Annotated in this window: 20 protein-coding genes and 4 tRNA genes; 4 read left to right on the top strand and 20 right to left on the bottom strand. The window is 74.7% G+C overall.

Going from position 1 to position 16,805, the window contains the following annotated elements:
* Positions 1 to 64: 64 nt before the first annotated feature.
* The 10 genes from rplL to AC5FZL_RS03090 all read right to left on the bottom strand — a co-directional run bounded on the left by rplL (position 65) and on the right by AC5FZL_RS03090 (position 7,328).
* On the bottom strand, positions 65 to 457 hold the full coding sequence (gene rplL / locus AC5FZL_RS03135; RefSeq protein WP_493617108.1) for a 50S ribosomal protein L7/L12: 393 nt from the start codon (positions 455 to 457) through the stop codon (positions 65 to 67).
* Between the two features lie 74 nt (positions 458 to 531).
* On the bottom strand, positions 532 to 1,131 hold the full coding sequence (gene rplJ / locus AC5FZL_RS03130; protein ID WP_493617107.1) for a 50S ribosomal protein L10: 600 nt from the start codon (positions 1,129 to 1,131) through the stop codon (positions 532 to 534).
* A 227-nt stretch (positions 1,132 to 1,358) separates the two neighbouring features.
* Positions 1,359 to 1,799, bottom strand: coding sequence for a response regulator (locus AC5FZL_RS03125; protein ID WP_493617106.1), 441 nt, complete (start codon positions 1,797 to 1,799; stop codon positions 1,359 to 1,361).
* Entirely contained in the window at positions 1,792 to 3,459 is a 1,668-nt protein-coding gene (locus AC5FZL_RS03120; protein ID WP_493617105.1) for a sensor histidine kinase, read from the bottom strand. The genes AC5FZL_RS03125 and AC5FZL_RS03120 overlap by 8 nt, the downstream gene beginning before the upstream one ends.
* Positions 3,456 to 4,694 (bottom strand): PP2C family protein-serine/threonine phosphatase, encoded by a 1,239-nt coding sequence (locus tag AC5FZL_RS03115; RefSeq protein ID WP_493617104.1) that lies wholly within the window; start codon positions 4,692 to 4,694, stop codon positions 3,456 to 3,458. The genes AC5FZL_RS03120 and AC5FZL_RS03115 overlap by 4 nt, the downstream gene beginning before the upstream one ends.
* Positions 4,695 to 4,812: 118 nt before the next feature.
* The gene (gene rplA, locus AC5FZL_RS03110; RefSeq protein ID WP_493617103.1) at positions 4,813 to 5,529 is read right to left on the bottom strand and encodes a 50S ribosomal protein L1; all 717 of its coding nucleotides are present in this window, start codon (positions 5,527 to 5,529) and stop codon (positions 4,813 to 4,815) included.
* 92 nt (positions 5,530 to 5,621) lie between these two features.
* A complete protein-coding gene (rplK, locus tag AC5FZL_RS03105; RefSeq protein ID WP_493617102.1) occupies positions 5,622 to 6,053 on the bottom strand; it encodes a 50S ribosomal protein L11 in 432 nt (143 codons plus the stop codon).
* A 70-nt stretch (positions 6,054 to 6,123) separates the two neighbouring features.
* Entirely contained in the window at positions 6,124 to 6,861 is a 738-nt protein-coding gene (gene nusG, locus AC5FZL_RS03100; RefSeq protein ID WP_493617101.1) for a transcription termination/antitermination protein NusG, read from the bottom strand.
* A gap of 87 nt (positions 6,862 to 6,948) precedes the next feature.
* Positions 6,949 to 7,197: a preprotein translocase subunit SecE gene (secE, locus tag AC5FZL_RS03095; RefSeq protein WP_493617100.1), complete on the bottom strand. Its 249-nt coding sequence runs from the start codon at positions 7,195 to 7,197 to the stop codon at positions 6,949 to 6,951.
* Positions 7,198 to 7,255: 58 nt separating this feature from the next.
* A tRNA-Trp gene (locus tag AC5FZL_RS03090) sits at positions 7,256 to 7,328 on the bottom strand.
* Between the two features lie 159 nt (positions 7,329 to 7,487).
* On the opposite strand from AC5FZL_RS03090, the gene AC5FZL_RS03085 reads away from it, so the two are divergent.
* A complete protein-coding gene (locus AC5FZL_RS03085; RefSeq protein ID WP_493617099.1) occupies positions 7,488 to 8,714 on the top strand; it encodes a pyridoxal phosphate-dependent aminotransferase in 1,227 nt (408 codons plus the stop codon).
* Between the two features lies 1 nt (position 8,715).
* On the opposite strand, the gene AC5FZL_RS03080 is transcribed toward AC5FZL_RS03085, so the two are convergent.
* Complete coding sequence (locus AC5FZL_RS03080; protein WP_493617098.1) at positions 8,716 to 9,771, bottom strand: UDP-N-acetylmuramate dehydrogenase; 1,056 nt, start codon at positions 9,769 to 9,771, stop codon at positions 8,716 to 8,718.
* 11 nt (positions 9,772 to 9,782) lie between these two features.
* Positions 9,783 to 11,081, bottom strand: a complete 1,299-nt coding sequence (locus AC5FZL_RS03075; RefSeq protein ID WP_493617097.1) for an MFS transporter — start codon at positions 11,079 to 11,081, stop codon at positions 9,783 to 9,785.
* Positions 11,082 to 11,238: 157 nt separating this feature from the next.
* On the opposite strand from AC5FZL_RS03075, the gene AC5FZL_RS03070 reads away from it, so the two are divergent.
* The gene (locus AC5FZL_RS03070) at positions 11,239 to 12,279 is read left to right on the top strand and encodes a LacI family DNA-binding transcriptional regulator (RefSeq protein ID WP_493617096.1); all 1,041 of its coding nucleotides are present in this window, start codon (positions 11,239 to 11,241) and stop codon (positions 12,277 to 12,279) included.
* Positions 12,280 to 12,287: 8 nt separating this feature from the next.
* On the opposite strand, the gene AC5FZL_RS03065 is transcribed toward AC5FZL_RS03070, so the two are convergent.
* The 6 genes from AC5FZL_RS03065 to AC5FZL_RS03040 all read right to left on the bottom strand — a co-directional run bounded on the left by AC5FZL_RS03065 (position 12,288) and on the right by AC5FZL_RS03040 (position 13,879).
* The gene (locus tag AC5FZL_RS03065) at positions 12,288 to 12,722 is read right to left on the bottom strand and encodes a MaoC/PaaZ C-terminal domain-containing protein (protein WP_493617095.1); all 435 of its coding nucleotides are present in this window, start codon (positions 12,720 to 12,722) and stop codon (positions 12,288 to 12,290) included.
* Positions 12,719 to 13,174, bottom strand: coding sequence for an FAS1-like dehydratase domain-containing protein (locus tag AC5FZL_RS03060; RefSeq protein ID WP_493617094.1), 456 nt, complete (start codon positions 13,172 to 13,174; stop codon positions 12,719 to 12,721). Before AC5FZL_RS03060 ends, AC5FZL_RS03065 begins: the two co-directional genes overlap by 4 nt.
* 82 nt (positions 13,175 to 13,256) lie before the next feature.
* Positions 13,257 to 13,427: a 50S ribosomal protein L33 gene (gene rpmG, locus AC5FZL_RS03055; protein WP_493617093.1), complete on the bottom strand. Its 171-nt coding sequence runs from the start codon at positions 13,425 to 13,427 to the stop codon at positions 13,257 to 13,259.
* A 122-nt stretch (positions 13,428 to 13,549) separates the two neighbouring features.
* Positions 13,550 to 13,622, bottom strand: a tRNA-Met gene (locus tag AC5FZL_RS03050).
* Between the two features lie 46 nt (positions 13,623 to 13,668).
* Positions 13,669 to 13,741: transfer RNA gene (locus AC5FZL_RS03045), tRNA-Thr, on the bottom strand.
* A gap of 56 nt (positions 13,742 to 13,797) precedes the next feature.
* A tRNA-Tyr gene (locus tag AC5FZL_RS03040) sits at positions 13,798 to 13,879 on the bottom strand.
* Positions 13,880 to 13,948: 69 nt separating this feature from the next.
* Between AC5FZL_RS03040 and AC5FZL_RS03035 the strand changes: the two genes are divergently transcribed.
* The gene (locus AC5FZL_RS03035; RefSeq protein WP_493617092.1) at positions 13,949 to 14,440 is read left to right on the top strand and encodes a YajQ family cyclic di-GMP-binding protein; all 492 of its coding nucleotides are present in this window, start codon (positions 13,949 to 13,951) and stop codon (positions 14,438 to 14,440) included.
* A gap of 76 nt (positions 14,441 to 14,516) precedes the next feature.
* On the opposite strand, the gene AC5FZL_RS03030 is transcribed toward AC5FZL_RS03035, so the two are convergent.
* Positions 14,517 to 15,290, bottom strand: a complete 774-nt coding sequence (locus AC5FZL_RS03030) for an ABC transporter permease (RefSeq protein ID WP_493617091.1) — start codon at positions 15,288 to 15,290, stop codon at positions 14,517 to 14,519.
* On the bottom strand, positions 15,287 to 16,237 hold the full coding sequence (locus AC5FZL_RS03025; RefSeq protein ID WP_493617090.1) for an ABC transporter ATP-binding protein: 951 nt from the start codon (positions 16,235 to 16,237) through the stop codon (positions 15,287 to 15,289). Before AC5FZL_RS03025 ends, AC5FZL_RS03030 begins: the two co-directional genes overlap by 4 nt.
* Positions 16,238 to 16,335: 98 nt before the next feature.
* Between AC5FZL_RS03025 and AC5FZL_RS03020 the strand changes: the two genes are divergently transcribed.
* Positions 16,336 to 16,805: alpha/beta hydrolase (locus AC5FZL_RS03020; protein ID WP_493617089.1), on the top strand; the 470-nt coding region annotated here is incomplete at its 3' end.

Raw genomic sequence — 16,805 nt, 5'->3', positions numbered from 1 at the left:
GCTCCCCCGAGGGGGAGCGGCGCCGTCGGTGCGGTGCGGGGTGGGCGCCGGTCGGCGCCCGGTCTCACTTGACGGAGACGGTGGCGCCAGCGCCCTCGAGCTGCGCCTTGGCCTTCTCCGCGGCGTCCTTGGCGACCTTCTCCAGGACGGGCTTGGGAGCGCCGTCGACCAGGTCCTTGGCCTCCTTCAGGCCGAGGCTGGTGAGGGCGCGCACCTCCTTGATGACCTGGATCTTCTTGTCACCGGCGGCCTCGAGGACGACGTCGAACTCCGACTGCTCCTCGGCCTCCTCGGCGGCGCCACCGGCGCCACCAGCGGCGCCGGCCGCGGCGACCGCGACCGGAGCGGCGGCGGTGACCTCGAAGGTCTCCTCGAACTTCTTCACGAACTCGCTCAGCTCGATCAGCGTCATGTCCTTGAACGCGTCGAGCAGCTCGTCGGTGCTGAGCTTCGCCATGGTGGCGTCCTCCTCGCTGGGGTGGTGCACGGGTGTGTGGGGGTCTGGCGGGTGGTGCTGGTGCTGCCGGGGCCTCAGGCCTCGGCGGGGACCTCGGCGGCCGCGGCCTCCGGGGTGGCCTCCGAGGAGGCCTCGGGCGCGGCGGCGGAGGCCGGCGCTGCGGACTCCTGCTTCTCCCGCAGGGCGTCCACGGTGCGGACGGCCTTGGACAGCGGCGCGTTGAACAGGTACGCGGCGCGCGTGAGCGACGCCTTCATCGCGCCGGCCAGCTTGGCCAGCAGCACCTCGCGGGACTCGAGGTCCGCGAGGCTGGAGACCTCGGCCGCCGTGAGCGCGCGCCCCTCGAGGAACCCGCTCTTGATGACCAGCTGGGGGTTGGTGCGGGCGAACGCGCGCAGCCCCTTCGCGGCCTCCACCGGGTCACCGGTGATGAACGCGATCGCCGTCGGGCCGGAGAGCTGGCCCTCGAACGCGTCGACACCAGCCTCCTTGGCCGCGATGGCGGTCAGGGTGTTCTTGACGACCGCGTAGCTGCCGTGCTCGCCGATGGAGCGGCGCAGCTCCTTGAGCTGGGCGACGGTCAGCCCGCGGTACTCGGTCAGCACGCCCGCGGTGGAGCCGCGGAAGCGGTCCGTGAGCTCGGCGACTGCTGCCGCCTTGTCTGGCCTGGCCATGACCCTCCTTCCCTCGTGGGTGCCGGTGCAGAGGGTCCCGGACACGACGAGAGCCCCGGCGCAGGGGCGCTCGGGGCTCGCAGCCCAGGCCCGCGGACGGGGCTGGACGTCGGTCTCGGTCACACCTGCGCTGGACGCCCGCGCTGCGGGGCCTTCGGCCACCCTGGTGGGTGGCGACCGGCGGTCTTCGGCGGTACCAGACTACACGGCCCCCGAGGGTGCCCCGGTCAGCGCCTGGGCAGGCGCACGACGGAGACGAAGAAGTCGTCGATCTGCTGCACGACCTGCACGAAGCGGTCGAAGTCCACCGGCTTGGTGACGTAGGCGTTGGCGTGCAGGGAGTAGCTGCGCAGCACGTCCTCCTCCGCCTCGGAGGTGGTGAGCACGACCACGGGGATGCGGCGCAGGTCGGGGTCGGACTTGAGCTCGGCGAGCACCTCGCGGCCGTCCATCTTGGGGAGGTTGAGGTCGAGCAGGATGAGGTCCGGGGTGGGGGCCTCGGCGTGGGGGCCCTGCCGGCGCAGGAACTGCAGCGCCTCGACGCCGTCCCCCACCACGTGCAGGGTGTTCGCCACCTTGTGGTCCTCGAAGGCCTCCCGCGTCATGAGGACGTCACCGGGGTCGTCCTCCACGAGCAGCACCTCGATCACCTCTGCAGTCTCAGGCATCCACGTCCGTCCTTCCAGGCGTGAGCGCCCGTCGTGTCCCCGGGACCGCCGTGGCCCCGGCAGGTGCGCCGGCCGCCGAGGGCGCGCCCTCGGGCTGCGCGGGCAGCGTCCAGCGGATGGTGGTGCCCTGCTCCGCGGAGGTGTCGAGCCAGATCGCACCGCCGTGGTGCTCGACGATGCGCTTGCAGAGCGCCAGGCCGATGCCCGTGCCGCCGTACTCCTCCTTCGCGTGCAGCCGCTGGAAGATGACGAAGACGCGCTCGGCGTACTGCGGCGCGATGCCGATGCCGTTGTCGGAGACCGAGAGCTCCCAGCAGTCGCCCTCGGCCAGGCGCCGGGCGCCCACGTGCACCCGGGGCGCGCGGTCGGGGGCCGCGAACTTCACCGCGTTGGCCACGAGGTTCTGCAGCAGCTGGGTGAGCAGCCCCGCCTGGCCGGGCACGACGGGCAGCGGGTCGGCGGTGACCACCGCGCCGGACTCCTCGACGGCGGTCTCGAGGGAGGCCAGCGCTCGCCGCAGGCACTCCGCCAGGTCGGCGGTGGGGTGGGCCCCGTCGGCGGCCGGGGCCGAGCGGCCCACGCGCGAGAAGGTGAGCAGGTCGTTGATGAGCTGCTGCATGCGCTTGGCGCCGTCGACCGCGAAGTCGATGTACTGGTCGGCCCGGTCGTCCAGCTGCCCGCCGTACCGCTTCTGGAGCAGCTGGCAGAAGCTGGCGACCTTGCGCAGCGGCTCCTGCAGGTCGTGGGAGGCGACGTAGGCGAACTGCTCGAGGTCGCGGTTCGAGCGCGCGAGGTCCTCGCTGCGCTGCTCCAGGCGCCGGTGCGCGGCGTCGAGCTCCCGCGAGGCGGCCTCGGCGGCCTCGACCTGCGCCACGAGGCGCTGGCGCATGGTCTCCACGTCCGCCGCCAGGGCCAGCAGCTCGCGGGGCCCGTGGCCCGCCACGGGGTGCGCCAGGTCTCCGTCGCCGACCAGGCGGGTCTCGGCAGCGAGCTCGTGCACCGGGCGCAGCACCCAGCGCCGCAGCGCCAGCCACAGGCCCAGCGCGGAGGCTCCGGCGACCAGCGCGCTCAGCAGGACCGCGCTGAAGAGGAGGCCGGTGCTGTCCTCGAGCTGGGCCTTGGCCACGAGCCGGTGCTCGCGCAGCTCGCCGAGGTAGCCCTCGTAGTCCGCGCGGACGGCGTCGAAGAGCGCCTTGCCCTCGGTGAAGTCGTCCGCGGTCAGCGTGCTGCCCGCGGTGGTGCTGTCGATGGCCGGCTGCGCCCACTCGGTGAACCAGCGGCGGGCGCTGGCCCGCGCGCGCTCCAGCGCGGCGAGGGACTCCTCGTCACCCGCCAGGGCGGCCTCGACCTGGCGGCTCGCGAGCTCGTTGCGGTCACCCGCGTCCAGCGGTGCCAGCATCGCGGGGTCGCGGGTGAGGGCGTAGCCGCGCACGGCGTTCTGGGCGTCGACCAGCCACGTGAACTGCGTCTGGCTGAGCGTGACGGCGTCGTAGTAGTCGTCGGTGACCCGCTGCTGGTGCTCGCGCACCTGCAGCAGCTGCAGGACCGAGGCGCCCACGACGGCGAGCAGCAGCAGGCCCACGGCCGCGGCGACGGCGCCCAGGCGCCGGCGCAGGCTCCACGAGCGCCCCGGAGCGGCGACGGCCGCCCCCGCGCTCACTCCGCGCCCTCGGTGGTGGCCGCGACGAGGAGCACGGCGACGTCGTCGGAGAGCGGCTCGCCGTTGAGCGCGCCGGCCCGCTCCAGCACGCGGTCGAGCAGCGCCGCGTCTCCCCCGTCGCCCGCGCCGACCTCGGCGAGCACGCGCTCGAGGCCGGTGGCGCCCAGCCGCTCCGCGCCCGCGCCGTCCCAGCCCTCGATGAGCCCGTCGGTGAAGAGCAGCAGGCGCCAGGCGGGCGGCAGGTCGAGGTGGCGCGGGTGCCACTCGCCGCCCGGGAACAGGCCCAGGGCCGGGCCGTGGTCGGCCTCGGGCAGCTGGCGGGGCACGGGGTCCAGGAGCACCGGGTCGGGGTGGCCGGCGGACCACATCAGCGCCGAGCGGCGGTCCGGGGCGACGGAGAGCATGACCGCCGTCGTGAAGACCTCCTCGCTGCGGCGCTCGCGCACCAGGACGTCCTCCACCACCGGCAGCAGCCGCTCCACCGGCGTGCCGGCCAGCACGAGGGTCCGCCAGGCGATCCGCAGGCACACCCCGAGCGCGGCCTCGTCGGGCCCGTGCCCGGCGACGTCCCCGACGAGCACGAGCAGCGTGCCGTCGGCGACCTCCACCACGTCGTAGAAGTCCCCGCCCAGCAGCGCGCCGCGGCCGGGCCGGTAGCGCGTGGTCACCGACACGCGCGGGTCGCGGGTGACCGGCAGCGGCAGCAGCCCGCGCTCGAGGCGCGCGTTCTCCTCGGCCCGCAGCCGGGTCGCCACGAGCTGGCGCGCCTGCTCGTCGGCCCGGCGGCGCTGGACGGCGTAGCGGATGGCCCGGTGCAGCAGGGCGCCGTCCACGGTGCCCTTGACGAGGTAGTCCTGCGCTCCCGCGGCCACCGCGGCCGCGCCGCGCTGCTCGTCGTCGGAGCCGGTGAGGCAGACCACGGCGGCCGTGCCGGCGCTGGCCAGGACCCCGGCGATCGCGTCGAGGCCCGAGGCGTCGGGCAGCCCGAGGTCGAGCAGCACGCAGCTGCACCCCCTCGCCAGCTCCGGCCGGGCGTCCGCGAGGGAGCGCACGTGCACCACGTCGATGGGGACGGGGGCGTCCTGGAGGAGCTCCTGGACGAGGAAGGCGTCGCCCTCGTCGTCCTCGACGAGGAGCACGCGCAGCAGGTCGTCGCCCGCGCGCTGGACCGGCGCCGCGACGGCGCTGCTCGCCGCGCCGTCCAGCGCGCCGGGGGCGGGGAGCGGCGGCTGCACGCTGGGATCATGCCAGATCACCCAGATCACCTCGGGTGCTCGCCTCACGACCGGGCGTGACGACGCCGGCCGCCGCCCCCGCGAGGGGACGACGGCCGGCGTCGTGGTGGTGCGCTGGTCAGGCGGTGGCGACGTCCTCGAGCAGGTCGCGGGTGCGCGCCGGGTCGACCGGGACGCCCGGGCCCATGGTCGTGGCCATGGTGGCCTTCTGCACGTAGCGGCCCTTGGAGGAGGCCGGCTTGAGCCGCAGCACCTCGTCGAGGGCGGCCGCGTAGTTCTCCACCAGCTGGGCCTCGTCGAAGGAGGTCTTGCCGATGACGAAGTGCAGGTTCGAGTGCTTGTCGACGCGGAACTCGATCTTCCCGCCCTTGATCTCGGTGACCGCCTTGGCCACGTCCATCGTCACGGTGCCGGTCTTGGGGTTCGGCATGAGACCGCGCGGGCCGAGGACGCGGCCCAGGCGGCCGACCTTGCCCATGAGGTCGGGCGTGGCGACGGCGGCGTCGAAGTCGAGGAACCCGCCGGCGACGCGCTCGATGAGCTCGTCACCGCCGACGACGTCAGCGCCGGCGGCCTCGGCCGCCTCGGCGCGCGCGCCGGTCGCGAAGACGAGCACGCGGGCCGTCTTGCCGGTGCCGTGCGGCAGGTTGACGGTGCCGCGGACCATCTGGTCGGCCTTGCGGGGGTCGACGCCGAGGCGGAAGGCGACCTCGACGGTGGCGTCCCACTTCGTGACCGAGGTGTCCTTGGCCAGGCGGACGGCGGCCAGGGGGCTGTAGAGCTCGTCGCGGTCGATCTTCTCGGCCGCGGCGCGGTAGGCCTTGCTGTGCTTCACGGTGCGCTCCTCGTCGTGTGGTCAGGCGGGCCGGTCGGCCCTCCCACGGTGGTGCTGGGCGGTGCTGGGCGGTGCTGGTGGTGCGGGGCGGCTCAGCCCTGGACGGTGATGCCCATCGAGCGGGCGGTGCCGGCGATGATCTTCATCGCGGCGTCGACGTCGTTGGCGTTGAGGTCGGCCATCTTCTGCTCGGCGATCCCGCGCACCTGGTCAGCGGTCAGGCTGGCCACCTTGGTCGTGTGCGGGGTGCCCGAGCCCTTGGCGACGCCGGCCGCCTTCTTGATCAGCTCGGCCGCGGGCGGCGTCTTGAGGATGAAGGTGAAGGACCGGTCCTCGTAGACGGTGATCTCCACCGGCACGACGTTGCCGCGCTGGGACTCCGTCGCGGCGTTGTAGGCCTTGCAGAACTCCATGATGTTGACGCCGTGCTGGCCCAGCGCCGGGCCGATGGGCGGCGCGGGGGTGGCAGCACCGGCGTTGATCTGGAGCTTGATGAGTCCGGAGACCCGCTTCTTGGGGGGCATGTCAGTTCCTCTGTGCGGTGGCCGGGCGGCAGTCCGGCGCGGGCGGTGGGGCTGTGCGGGTGGCGCGAGGTCAGATCTTGGCGACCTGGCCGAAGGACAGCTCGACCGGCGTCTCGCGGCCGAAGATCGAGACCAGGACCTGCACGGTGCGGCGGTCCACGTTGATCTCGGAGATGGTCGCCGGCATGGTCTCGAAGGGACCCTCCATGACGGTGACGGACTCGCCCACCGCGAAGTCGACCTCGGTGACCGGGGCGGCCTTGGGCTTGGCCTCCTTGGGCGCCAGCGAGGGCGCGAGCATGGAGAAGACCTCGTCCATGCTCAGGGGCACGGGCTGGTGGGTGTGCCCGACGAAGCCGGTGACGCCGGGGGTGTGCCGGACGGCGCCCCAGGACTCGTCCGTGAGGTCCATCCGCACGAGCACGTACCCGGGGATGCGGACCCGGCGGACCAGCTTGGGCTGGCCGTTCTTGATCTCGCGGACCTCCTCCATGGGCACCTCGACCTGGAAGATGTAGTCCTCCATGTTGAGGCTGGAGATCCGGTTCTCCAGGTTCCCCTTCACGCGGTTCTCGTACCCGGCGTAGGAGTGGATGACGTACCAGTCGCCGACCGCGCTGCGCAGCTGGGCCTTGAACTCCTCGACCGGGTCGACCTCGGCGTCGTCGTCCGCCGCGTCGGCGTCGTCCGCGGGCGCGTCGGCGCCCTGGACGGGCTCGGCGCTCGGCTCGACGGTGGCGGGGACGGTCTCGTCGGCCTCGATCTCGAGGTCGACGGCGCCGACGGCGTCCTCGTGCTGCTCAGACATGCGGGGGGACCTGCTTCCTCCGGTGCTGCCGGGGTCTTCCGGGCGGCCGGGTGGTGGTGCGGACGGCGGGGTGGGCGGGCGGTGCGGTCAGCCGCCTCCGCCGAGGGCCCACAGCACCAGCTGCCCGAAGGCCAGGTCGAGGACCGAGACGTAGAGCATGACCACGGCCACGAAGACCAGGACCACCGACGTGTAGGTGACCAGCTCGTTGCGGGTCGGCCGCACGACCTTCTTCAGCTCCGCGAGGACCTGGCGGAGGAACAGCGCGAGCCGGGCGAACGGCCCGGGACGGCGCGCCGAGGGCGCCGGGGTCGCCCCCGCTCGGGTCTCGGTCACCGCTCTCCCGCTCCGCTCTGCTGGTCGTCCGTGCTCACGCCTGTCGCTCGCCTGTCCGCAGGGCAGGTGGGACTCGAACCCACAACCGCCGGTTTTGGAGACCGGAGCGCTGCCAATTGCGCCACTGCCCTTCAGCGGCTCCGGGCGCTCCGCGACGCGGCACCGGGTGCCTGGACGCGGGCAGCACGGGACCACCGACCCTGCGAGCATACGGCCTCGGGACCGCCGAGGTCGAACCGCCGCCCGCGCGGTCGGGCGGGCGGCGGCCAGCAGTGGGAGGATCTCCAGCCGTGACCACGCCCAGCGCCCCCCGCTCCACCCGCCGCGTCTCCGCCCGCCTGGCCGCCATCGGCGAGTCGGCGACGCTCGCCGTGGACGCGCGGGCCAAGGCCCTCAAGGCCGCTGGGCGCCCCGTGATCGGCTTCGGCGCCGGGGAGCCCGACTTCCCGACCCCCGAGCCGATCGTCGAGGCCGCCGCGGCCGCCTGCCGCGTGCCGGCCAACCACCGCTACACCCCCGCCGCGGGGCTGCCCGAGCTGCGCTCGGCGATCGCGGCCAAGACGCTGCGCGACTCCGCCTACGCCGTCGAGCCGGAGCAGGTGCTGGTCACCAACGGGGGCAAGCAGGCGGTCTACACCGCCTTCGCCGCCCTGCTGGACCCGGGCGACGAGGTGCTGCTGCCCGCGCCGTACTGGACCACCTACCCCGAGGCCGTGCGCCTGGCCGGAGGGGTGCCGGTGGAGGTCTTCGCCGGGGAGGATCAGGACTACCTCGTCACCGTCGAGCAGCTCGAGGCCGCGCGCACGCCCGCGACCAGGGTGCTGCTCTTCTGCTCCCCCTCCAACCCCACGGGCGCCGTGTACCCGGTCGAGCGGGTGCGCGAGATCGGCCGGTGGGCGGCCGAGGCCGGCCTCTGGGTGATCACCGACGAGATCTACGAGCACCTCGTCTACGACGGCGCGGCAGCCGCCTCGCTGCCCGTGGAGGTGCCCGAGCTGGCCGACCGCACCCTGGTGCTCAACGGGGTGGCCAAGACCTACGCGATGACGGGCTGGCGGGTCGGCTGGCTGATCGGGCCGCGCGACGTCGTGAAGGCCGCCACGAACCTGCAGTCGCACCTGACCTCGAACGTCGCCAACGTCTCGCAGCGGGCCGCGATCGCGGCGCTGACCGGCGACCTGGACGCCGTCCTGACGATGCGCGAGGCGTTCGACCGCCGCCGCCGCACGATGGTCTCGATGCTCTCCGAGATCGACGGCGTGGTCTGCCCCGTGCCGCAGGGCGCCTTCTACGCCTACCCGAGCGTGCACGGCGTCCTGGGCCGCACGATCCGCGGCCGGACGCCGAGCACCTCGGCCGAGCTCGCCGAGCTGCTCCTGGAGGAGGCCGAGGTGGCGGTGGTGCCGGGCGAGGCCTTCGGCCCCTCCGGGTACCTGCGCCTGTCCTACGCCCTCGGCGACGACGACCTGGTCGAGGGCGTGAGCCGGATCCAGGCGCTGCTGGGCGAGGCCCGCTAGCTCACAGGGCGCAGCCGACGAGGTCCGGCTCGGGCACCAGCTCGATGCCGAACCGCTCGCGGACGCCGTCGCGCACCTCGCGCGCCAGCGCCAGGACGTCGGCTGCGCTGGCGCCGCCGCGGTTGGTCAGCGCGAGGGTGTGCTTGGTGGAGATCGAGGCCGGGCCCGGCAGGCCCGTGCCGCGCGGGAAGCCGGCGTGCTCCACCAGCCACGCGGCGCTCGTCTTGGTGCGCCCGCCGCCGGCGTCGAAGCGCGGGGCCCCCTCGGGCAGCGCGGCGGCCGCCTCGGCGTCCAGCACCGGGTTGGTGAAGAACGACCCGGTGCTCCAGGTGTCGGGGTCGTCGGCGTCGACGACCATCCCCTTGGCGCGGCGCAGCCCGAGCACGGCCTCGCGGACGGCGGCCAGCGGCGCGCGCCGGCCGACCTCGACGCCCAGCACGCGCGCCAGCTCGGCGTACCGCACGGGCGCGGACAGGTCCGCCTCGCGCAGCTGGAAGACGACCTCGAGGACGACGTAGCGCCCGGGCTCGGCCTTGAAGCGCGACGTGCGGTAGCCGAAGCGGCAGTCGGCGGCGGCGAAGGTGCGCAGGCGGCCCTCGACCCGGTCCCAGGTGAGCACGCTGGCGAGGGTGTCGGAGACCTCCTGGCCGTAGGCGCCCACGTTCTGCACCGGGGTGGCGCCCGTGGAGCCGGGGATGCCCGACATCGCCTCCAGCCCGGACCACCCGTTCGCCACGGTGGTGGCGACCAGGGCGTCCCAGTCCTCCCCCGCCGCCACGCGCACGAAGACACCGCCGCAGGCGTCTGCGGACTCGCGCTCGATCCCGCGGGTCCGCACGAGCACCAGCGTCCCGGCGAAGCCCTCGTCGGCGACGACCAGGTTCGAACCGCCGCCGACGACGAGCACCGGCTCGCCCGCGGCGTCGGCGGCCGCGACGGCGTCCACCAGCTCGGCGCGGGTGGTGGCCACCACGGCGCGGCGCGGCGGGCCGCCCACGCGCAGGGTGGTCAGGCCGGCCAGGGCCGGGGCGGTCGAGGAGGTGCTGGGGGCGCTCACGAGCGACCAGGCTAGGCGTCCGCGGCGCTCCGCGCCGGGGCCCGCCCCGAGTCCTGCGCCGAGTCCTGCGCCGAGTCCTGCGCCGAGTCCCGCGCCGGGCCCTGCGCCGGCTCGGGCGGTGCGGCGACCCGGCTGACGAGCAGCGACGGCACGGCCACGGCAGCGACGACGAGCAGCGCCTGCAGCGTGCTGCCCAGGTGGTCGGCGAGGAACCCGATGAGCGGCGGGCCGGCGAGGAAGGCCGTGTAGCCGATGGTGGCGACCACGCTGACCCGCTGGGCGGCGCGCAGGGGGTCGTCGGCCGCGGCGCTCATGCCGACCGGGAAGCCCAGCGAGGCGCCCGCGCCCCACACCAGCGCCCCGGCGAAGGCCAGGGGCAGGGAGCCGCCGAAGACGGTGAGCACCGAGCCGACCAGGGCCAGCAGCATCGTGACGCGCAGCACCGGCACCCGGCCCCACCGGTCCAGCGCCCGGGTGCCGAGCAGCCGGGCCAGGGTCATCGCCGCCACGAAGGCGGCGAAGCCCAGGGCGCCCACGGCGGGGCTGGCGCCGTAGCCGTCGCGCAGGGCGATGGCGAGCCAGTCGTTGGCGGTGCCCTCGGTGAAGGCCGCGGCGAGGACGAGGACGCCGATGAGCAGCGTGCGGCCCTCCGCCCAGGCGCCGAGGGCCGAGCGGCGGGGAGCCGCCGGGGCGGCCGGGTCCGAGGCGGGGGCCTGGGGCGGCAGCGGCAGGAAGCGCCGGGAGGAGACCACGAGCGCGACGCCGGCCAGGACGGCCGCACCCAGCAGGTGCGCGGGCACCGGCACGCGGAGCCAGGCCATCAGCGCGCCGCCCGCGGCGCCGGCGACGGTGCCGAGGCTGAAGGAGGCGTGGAAGGCCGGCATGGTGCTGCGGCCCCAGTGCCGCTCGACCTCGGCGCCCTCGAGGTTCATCGCGACGTCCCAGACGGCGGTGCCGGACATGGCCAGCAGCAGGGCCGCGGCGGTGAGCACCGCCGAGTGCAGCAGGTGCGCGGCCGAGGCGGCACCGACGGTGAGGACGAGCATGGTCAGCCCGGCGACGGTGACCGCCCGCGCCGTGCCGAGCCGCGCGGCCACTCCACCGGCCAGCGGCAGCGAGGCCACCGAGCCGATGGCGCCGACGAGCAGGACGACGCCGAGCTGCCCCGCGGTGAGCCCCAGGGCCGTGCGGGTCTCGGGCAGCCGGGAGAGCCAGGAGGCGAAGGTGAAGCCGTTGAGGGCGAAGGTGACGAAGACGGCGGTGCGCGCGGCGCTCACGGCGGAGCGCTCGGGCGCGGGCGCGAGGGACACGGCGCTCCTGTGCGGATCGGGGCGACGACGAGGTCGCGCGAGGCGGTCGAATCGGTTCGACGCTCGGTCGAAACGATTCGATGACTAGGGTGGCGCAGTGCCTGCCGACGGTCAAGCCGCACCCTCAGGGCTCTCGCGCCGCCCGACGCTGCGCGAGGTGGCGGCGCGCGCCGGCGTCTCGGCGTCCACCGCCTCGCTGTCCTTCGCCGGCGACGCGCGCGTGGCCCACGGCACCCGCGAGCGGGTGCTCGAGGCCGCTGCCGAGCTCGGCTACACCGGCCCGGACCCGCTGGCCCGGTCCCTGCGCCGCGGGCGGTCGGGCGTCGTGGGGGTGATCGTCGGCGAGCGGCTGGGCTACGCGTTCGCCGACCCGCACGCGGTCGCGGTGCTCGACGGGCTGGCCGAGCAGGTGGAGGCGCTCGGCGGCGCCCTGCTGCTGCTCAGCGGCGCCGAGGACGAGCGCCGCGCGGTGCAGGTGGCCCAGGTGCCCCTGGACGCCGCGGTGTACGCGACCTGCGGCGGCCCGGCCGACCCGACGCTGGACCTGCTGCTGCGCCGGCGCGTCCCGGTGGTGGGGATCGAGGGCCCGCACCACCCGGCCGTGCACCTGGTCGACATCGACAACCGCGGCGCCAGCGCCGTGGTGGCCCGCCTCGTGACCGGCCTCGGCCACCGGCGGGTGGCGGTGGTGGCCCTGCCGTGGCAGCTCGACGGGCGGCGCGGCTGGCTCGACGCGGCGCGCCGGGCGGGGCCCGGCTACGACGACTGCCGGCTGCGCCTGCAGGGCGTGGAGGAGGTCCTGGCGCCCGCGGCGGTCTGGGAGTGCGCGGGCAACCAGCGCGAGGAGGGCGAGCGGGCCGGTCGCGAGCTGCTCGCGGACGCCGAGGGGCGCCCGCTGCCGGCCGAGCGGCGGCCCACCGCGGTGCTCGCGCAGTCCGACGTGCTCGCCGTCGGCGTCGTCCAGGCCGCGCGCGGCCTCGGGCTGCGGGTGCCCGAGGACCTCTCCGTGACCGGCTTCGACGGCATCGCCACGCCCTGGCTGGGCGAGTCGGTGCTCACCACCGTCGAGCAGCCGGCGACCGAGAAGGGCCGGGCCGCCGGGCGCCTGGTGGCGGCGCTCCTGCGCGGCGAGCAGCCGGACGACGTCCAGCTGCCGGTGCGGGTGCGCCGCGGGACGACGACCGCTCCCGCGCCCTGACCGGGGGGTCAGGGCAGGCGGACCGTGGCGCGGGCGCGGCCGAGCACGCGCGCGCCCCCGCTGGTGGCGGTGAGGTCGACGCGGACGGTGCCCGCCTCGGCGTCCACCGCTCCGACCACGGCCACCACCTCGAGGACGGCGCCGCCCTCGTGCGGCACCGGCACCTGACCGGTGAAGCGCACGCCGTAGTCGACCACCGCCGCGGGGTCGCCGCACCAGTCCACGACGACGCGCACGGCGTCGGCCATCGTGAGCATCCCGTGGGCGATGACGTCGGGCAGGCCGACGGCCTGCGCGGTCCGCTCGTCCCAGTGGATCGGGTTGCGGTCGCCGCTGGCGCCGGCGTAGCGGACCAGGTCGGCCCGGGTGAGGTGGATGCTCGCGGCCCCCACCTGCTGGCCGACCTCGACGTCGGCGAGCCGGGGCGCGCCCGCGGCGCTCACGCGGCACCCCGCACGACGATCATCGACACGGCGGTGCACACGGGCTCCCCCGCCTCGGTGGCGATCTCGTTGCGCGTGGTCACGAGGTCGTTGCCGGCCATGCTGCGCACCGAGTCGACGTGCAGCGTGGCGACCAGCCGGTCACCGGCCACGATCGGGCGGTGGTGGGTGAAGCGCTGCTCGCCGTGCACGACGCGGCTGAAGTCGATGCCCGCCGCGGGGTCGGCGATCAGCCGGGCGTCGCTGCGCTGCGCCACGACGATGGCGAAGGTGGGCGGGGCGACGACGTCGGGGTGCCCCAGCTCGCGGGCCGCCTCGGGGTCGGTGTGCGCCGGGTGGGGGCGGCTGCCGGCGGCCGTGGCCTCGGCGAACTCGCGCAGCACCTCGCGGCCGACCTCGTAGACGTCGTCGGGCGGGTAGGTGCGTCCGACGATCGCGGCGTCGACGGCCACGGTCACCTCCGGGCTCGGCGGGGGCTGGGGAGACGGCGAAGCGGCCGTCCCTCGGAGGAGGGACGGCCGCAGCAGCGCTGGGTCAGCGGGTCTCGCGGTGCATCGTGTGGCGCTGGTCGCGCGGGCAGAACTTCTTCATCTCGAGCCGGTCGGGGTCGTTCCGCCGGTTCTTCTTGGTGATGTAGTTCCGCTCCTTGCACTCCGTGCAGGCGAGGGTGATCTTGGGCCGGACGTCGGCGGTCTTGCTGGCCACGGGTCAGCCTTCTCTCGTGCGGGTCGCGCGCCGGGGACCCAAGCACGCCTTCTGCGGACATCGTACGCGGACGTCGTCACCCCCGGCGGACCGCGCGCAGGCGCGGACGACCGGGGGGGCGGTAGCGGGGGCGGGACTTGAACCCGCGACACAACGATTATGAGCCGTTTGCTCTACCACCTGAGCTACCCCGCCGGGCTCCGGTGCGCGCCACCAGGAGGTGGCGCGCACCGGCGTTCAGAGCCCCGATAGGGAATCGAACCCTAGACCTTCTCCTTACCATGGAGACGCTCTGCCGACTGAGCTATCGGGGCGGCGCGCAGCAGCCTACACGGCCCTCGGAGGAGGGCCGTGCAGACCCGCCGCGCAGTGGCAGGTGCAGGATTCGAACCTGCGTAGGCTGTGCCGGCTGATTTACAGTCAGCTCCCTTTGGCCGCTCGGGCAACCTGCCGCTGGGAGCAACGATAGCAACCCCGACCACCCGGTCGGGACCAGCCCACCCGACCGGAGGAGAGCACCCGTGGCCAGCGAGTCGTCGTTCGACGTCGTGAGCAAGGTCGACCGCCAGGAGGTCGACAACGCCCTGAACCAGGCGGCCAAGGAGCTGACCCAGCGCTACGACTTCAAGGGCGTCGGCGCCTCGGTGGCCTGGAGCGGCGAGACCATCGCCATGGCCGCCAACAGCGAGGAGCGGGTCAAGGCCGTCCTGGACGTCCTGCAGACCAAGCTCATCAGGCGCGGCATCTCCCTCAAGGCCCTCGATGCCGGCGAGCCGCGGCTGAGCGGCAAGGAGTACCGGATCGACGCCACGCTCAAGGAGGGGCTGAGCCAGGAGGACGCGAAGAAGATCGGCAAGATCGTCCGCGACTCCGGCCCCAAGGGCGTCAAGACCCAGATCACCGGCGACGAGCTGCGGGTGTCGGCCAAGAGCCGCGACGACCTGCAGGAGGTCATCGCGCTGCTCAAGGGCTCCGACCTCGACGTGGCGCTGCAGTTCGTCAACTACCGCTGAGCCACCAGCGAGACGCAGGAGGGCCCCGGGACGTCCTCCCGGGGCCCTCGCGCGTCTGGCTGTCCTGCGGTGCGCCTCAGGCGTCCCGGCGGCGGAAGAACACCGCCCACGCGACGAGCAGCACGAGGGCCAGCCCGCCGAAGATGGCGCCGCCCTCCCAGGGGCCCGTCACCGGGAACGGGTTCCCCTCGACGGGTCCGGTCGCGACCAGCTGCTGGCCCGCGTAGAACGGGAGGAACCGCGTCTCGTCCTGCAGGCCGTTCAGGGCGGGGATCAGGGTGATCCCCGTGAGGATCGACTCGATGACCAGCGGCCACACGATGAGGAGGACGATCGCTCCGGGCAGGTTGCGCAGCAGGCCTGCGAGCGCCATCCCGACCATCGCGTAGATCAGCGTGAGCAGCACGTACCCGACGAGGACGCGGTTGACGGTGCTGTCGCTGATCGGGTCGTCCAGGAGGGTCGAGCCCGGCCAGGCGGCCACCACGAGGTAGGCCACGGCCAGGCTCACGGCCGCCACCAGCACCGACCAGACGGCCACGACGAGCACCTTCGCCAGCAGCAGCACCTCGCGCCGCGGCACCACCGGCAGCGTGACGCGGATGGTGCCGTAGCGGTACTCGTGGCCGATGGCGAAGGCGCCGACCAGGCCCATGAGGATGCCGGTGACCGGGATCGCCTGGCTGGCCAGCCCGGTCAGGGCCGGGACCAGGAACCCGTCCGGCTGGTCGACGAACTGCGCGAACAGCGCCGCGACGCCCGCCGAGACCACCAGGCTCGTGCCCAGCAGCCACCAGGTGGAGCGCAGGGTGCGCAGCCGGGTCCACTCGTACTTCAGCGCGTCGCTCATCGGGCGACCCCCGTGGTGGAGGCGCCGCCGGCGGCCACGGCCGCGTCGGGCAGGCCCTGGAACTCCTCGGACTGGCCGGTCATCTCGATGAACGCCTCTTCCAGGCTCGCTCTGCGGGTGCTCAGCTCGTGCAGCGCGACGCCCTCGGCGAGCGCGGCGTCGCCCACCGCTGCCTGCTCCAGGCCGGTCACCGCGAGGGCGCCGTCGTCCTCGACCTGCACCTGGGCGCCGCGGGCGCGCAGGGCTGCGCCGAGGCGCTCGGCACCGGGGCTGCGCACGATCACAGCGCTGCGCGCGGACGCCGCGACGAAGTCGGCGACCGGGGTGTCGGCGATCATCCGGCCCTTGCCGACGACGATGAGGTGGTCGGCCATCAGCTGCATCTCCGACAGCAGGTGGCTGGAGACGAACACGGTGCGCCCCGACGCGGCGTAGCTGCGCAGGAACGAGCGCAGCCAGTGGATGCCCTGCGGGTCGAGGCCGTTCGCCGGCTCGTCGAGCATGAGGACGTCCGGCTGGCCCAGCAGCGCGGCGGCCAGGCCCAGGCGCTGGCCCATGCCCAGGGAGAACCCCTTCGGCTTCGCCTTCGCCACCGACGTCAGCCCGACGACCTCGAGCACCTCGTCGACGCGGGAGGTCGCCACGCCGGAGCCGGCGGCCATCATCCGCAGGTGGTTGCGCGCCGAGCGCGTGGGGTGGAACGCCTTGGCCTCCAGCAGCGCACCGACGTGGCGCAGCGGCTGGCGCAGCTCGTCGTAGCGCTTGCCGTCGAAGAGGGTCTGGCCCTCCCCGTGGTCGAGACCGAGCATGAGCCGCATCGTCGTGGACTTGCCGGCGCCGTTGGGGCCGAGGAAGCCGGTGACCGCGCCGGGGCGGACGGTGAAGGTCAGGTGGTCGACCGCCACCTTCCCCCCGTACCGCTTGGTGAGTCCTGTCGCTTCGATCATGCACACGACCATGGCAGAGGTGCTGCGCCAGGTCGAGGACCGTCGCCCGCGCGCCACCGGCTCGCTGCGAGCGTCCACCCGCCGTTAGCGTGCCGAGCGTGCGCGCTCCCGACCCCGCTGCCGTGACCCGGCGGCGCGTGCTGCGGGGCGGTGCGCTGGCGCTGCTGGCGCTGACGGGGTGCTCGGCCGCCCAGGGCGGGCGCGAGGACGAGGAGGCGGCTGTGGCCGGACCGACCGAGCAGTACCGCTACGGCGAGGCGGAGGCGCAGGTCGCGGACCTGTGGCTGCCGGAGGGGGCCGTCCCCAGCCGCACCGCGGTCCTGGTGCACGGCGGCTACTGGCAGCCCGGCCACGACCGCTCCCTGGAGGACCCGCTGGTCCCCGGCCTGCTCGCCGACGGGTGGGCGGTGTGGAACATCGACTACCGGGCCACCGGGGTCGACGGCGGGGGCTGGCCGGGCACGCTCGCGGACGTCGCGGCGGCCGTCGACCTGCTCGGCCGGGCGGCGGCCGAGCACGCCCTGGGCCTGGACCGGACCGCGTTCGTCGGGCACTCCGCCGGGGGCCA

Source organism: Quadrisphaera sp. DVD1, assembly GCF_058932755.1.
Note: the sequence above shows the minus strand (reverse complement) of the source record. Positions and strands in the feature narration are given on the sequence as shown.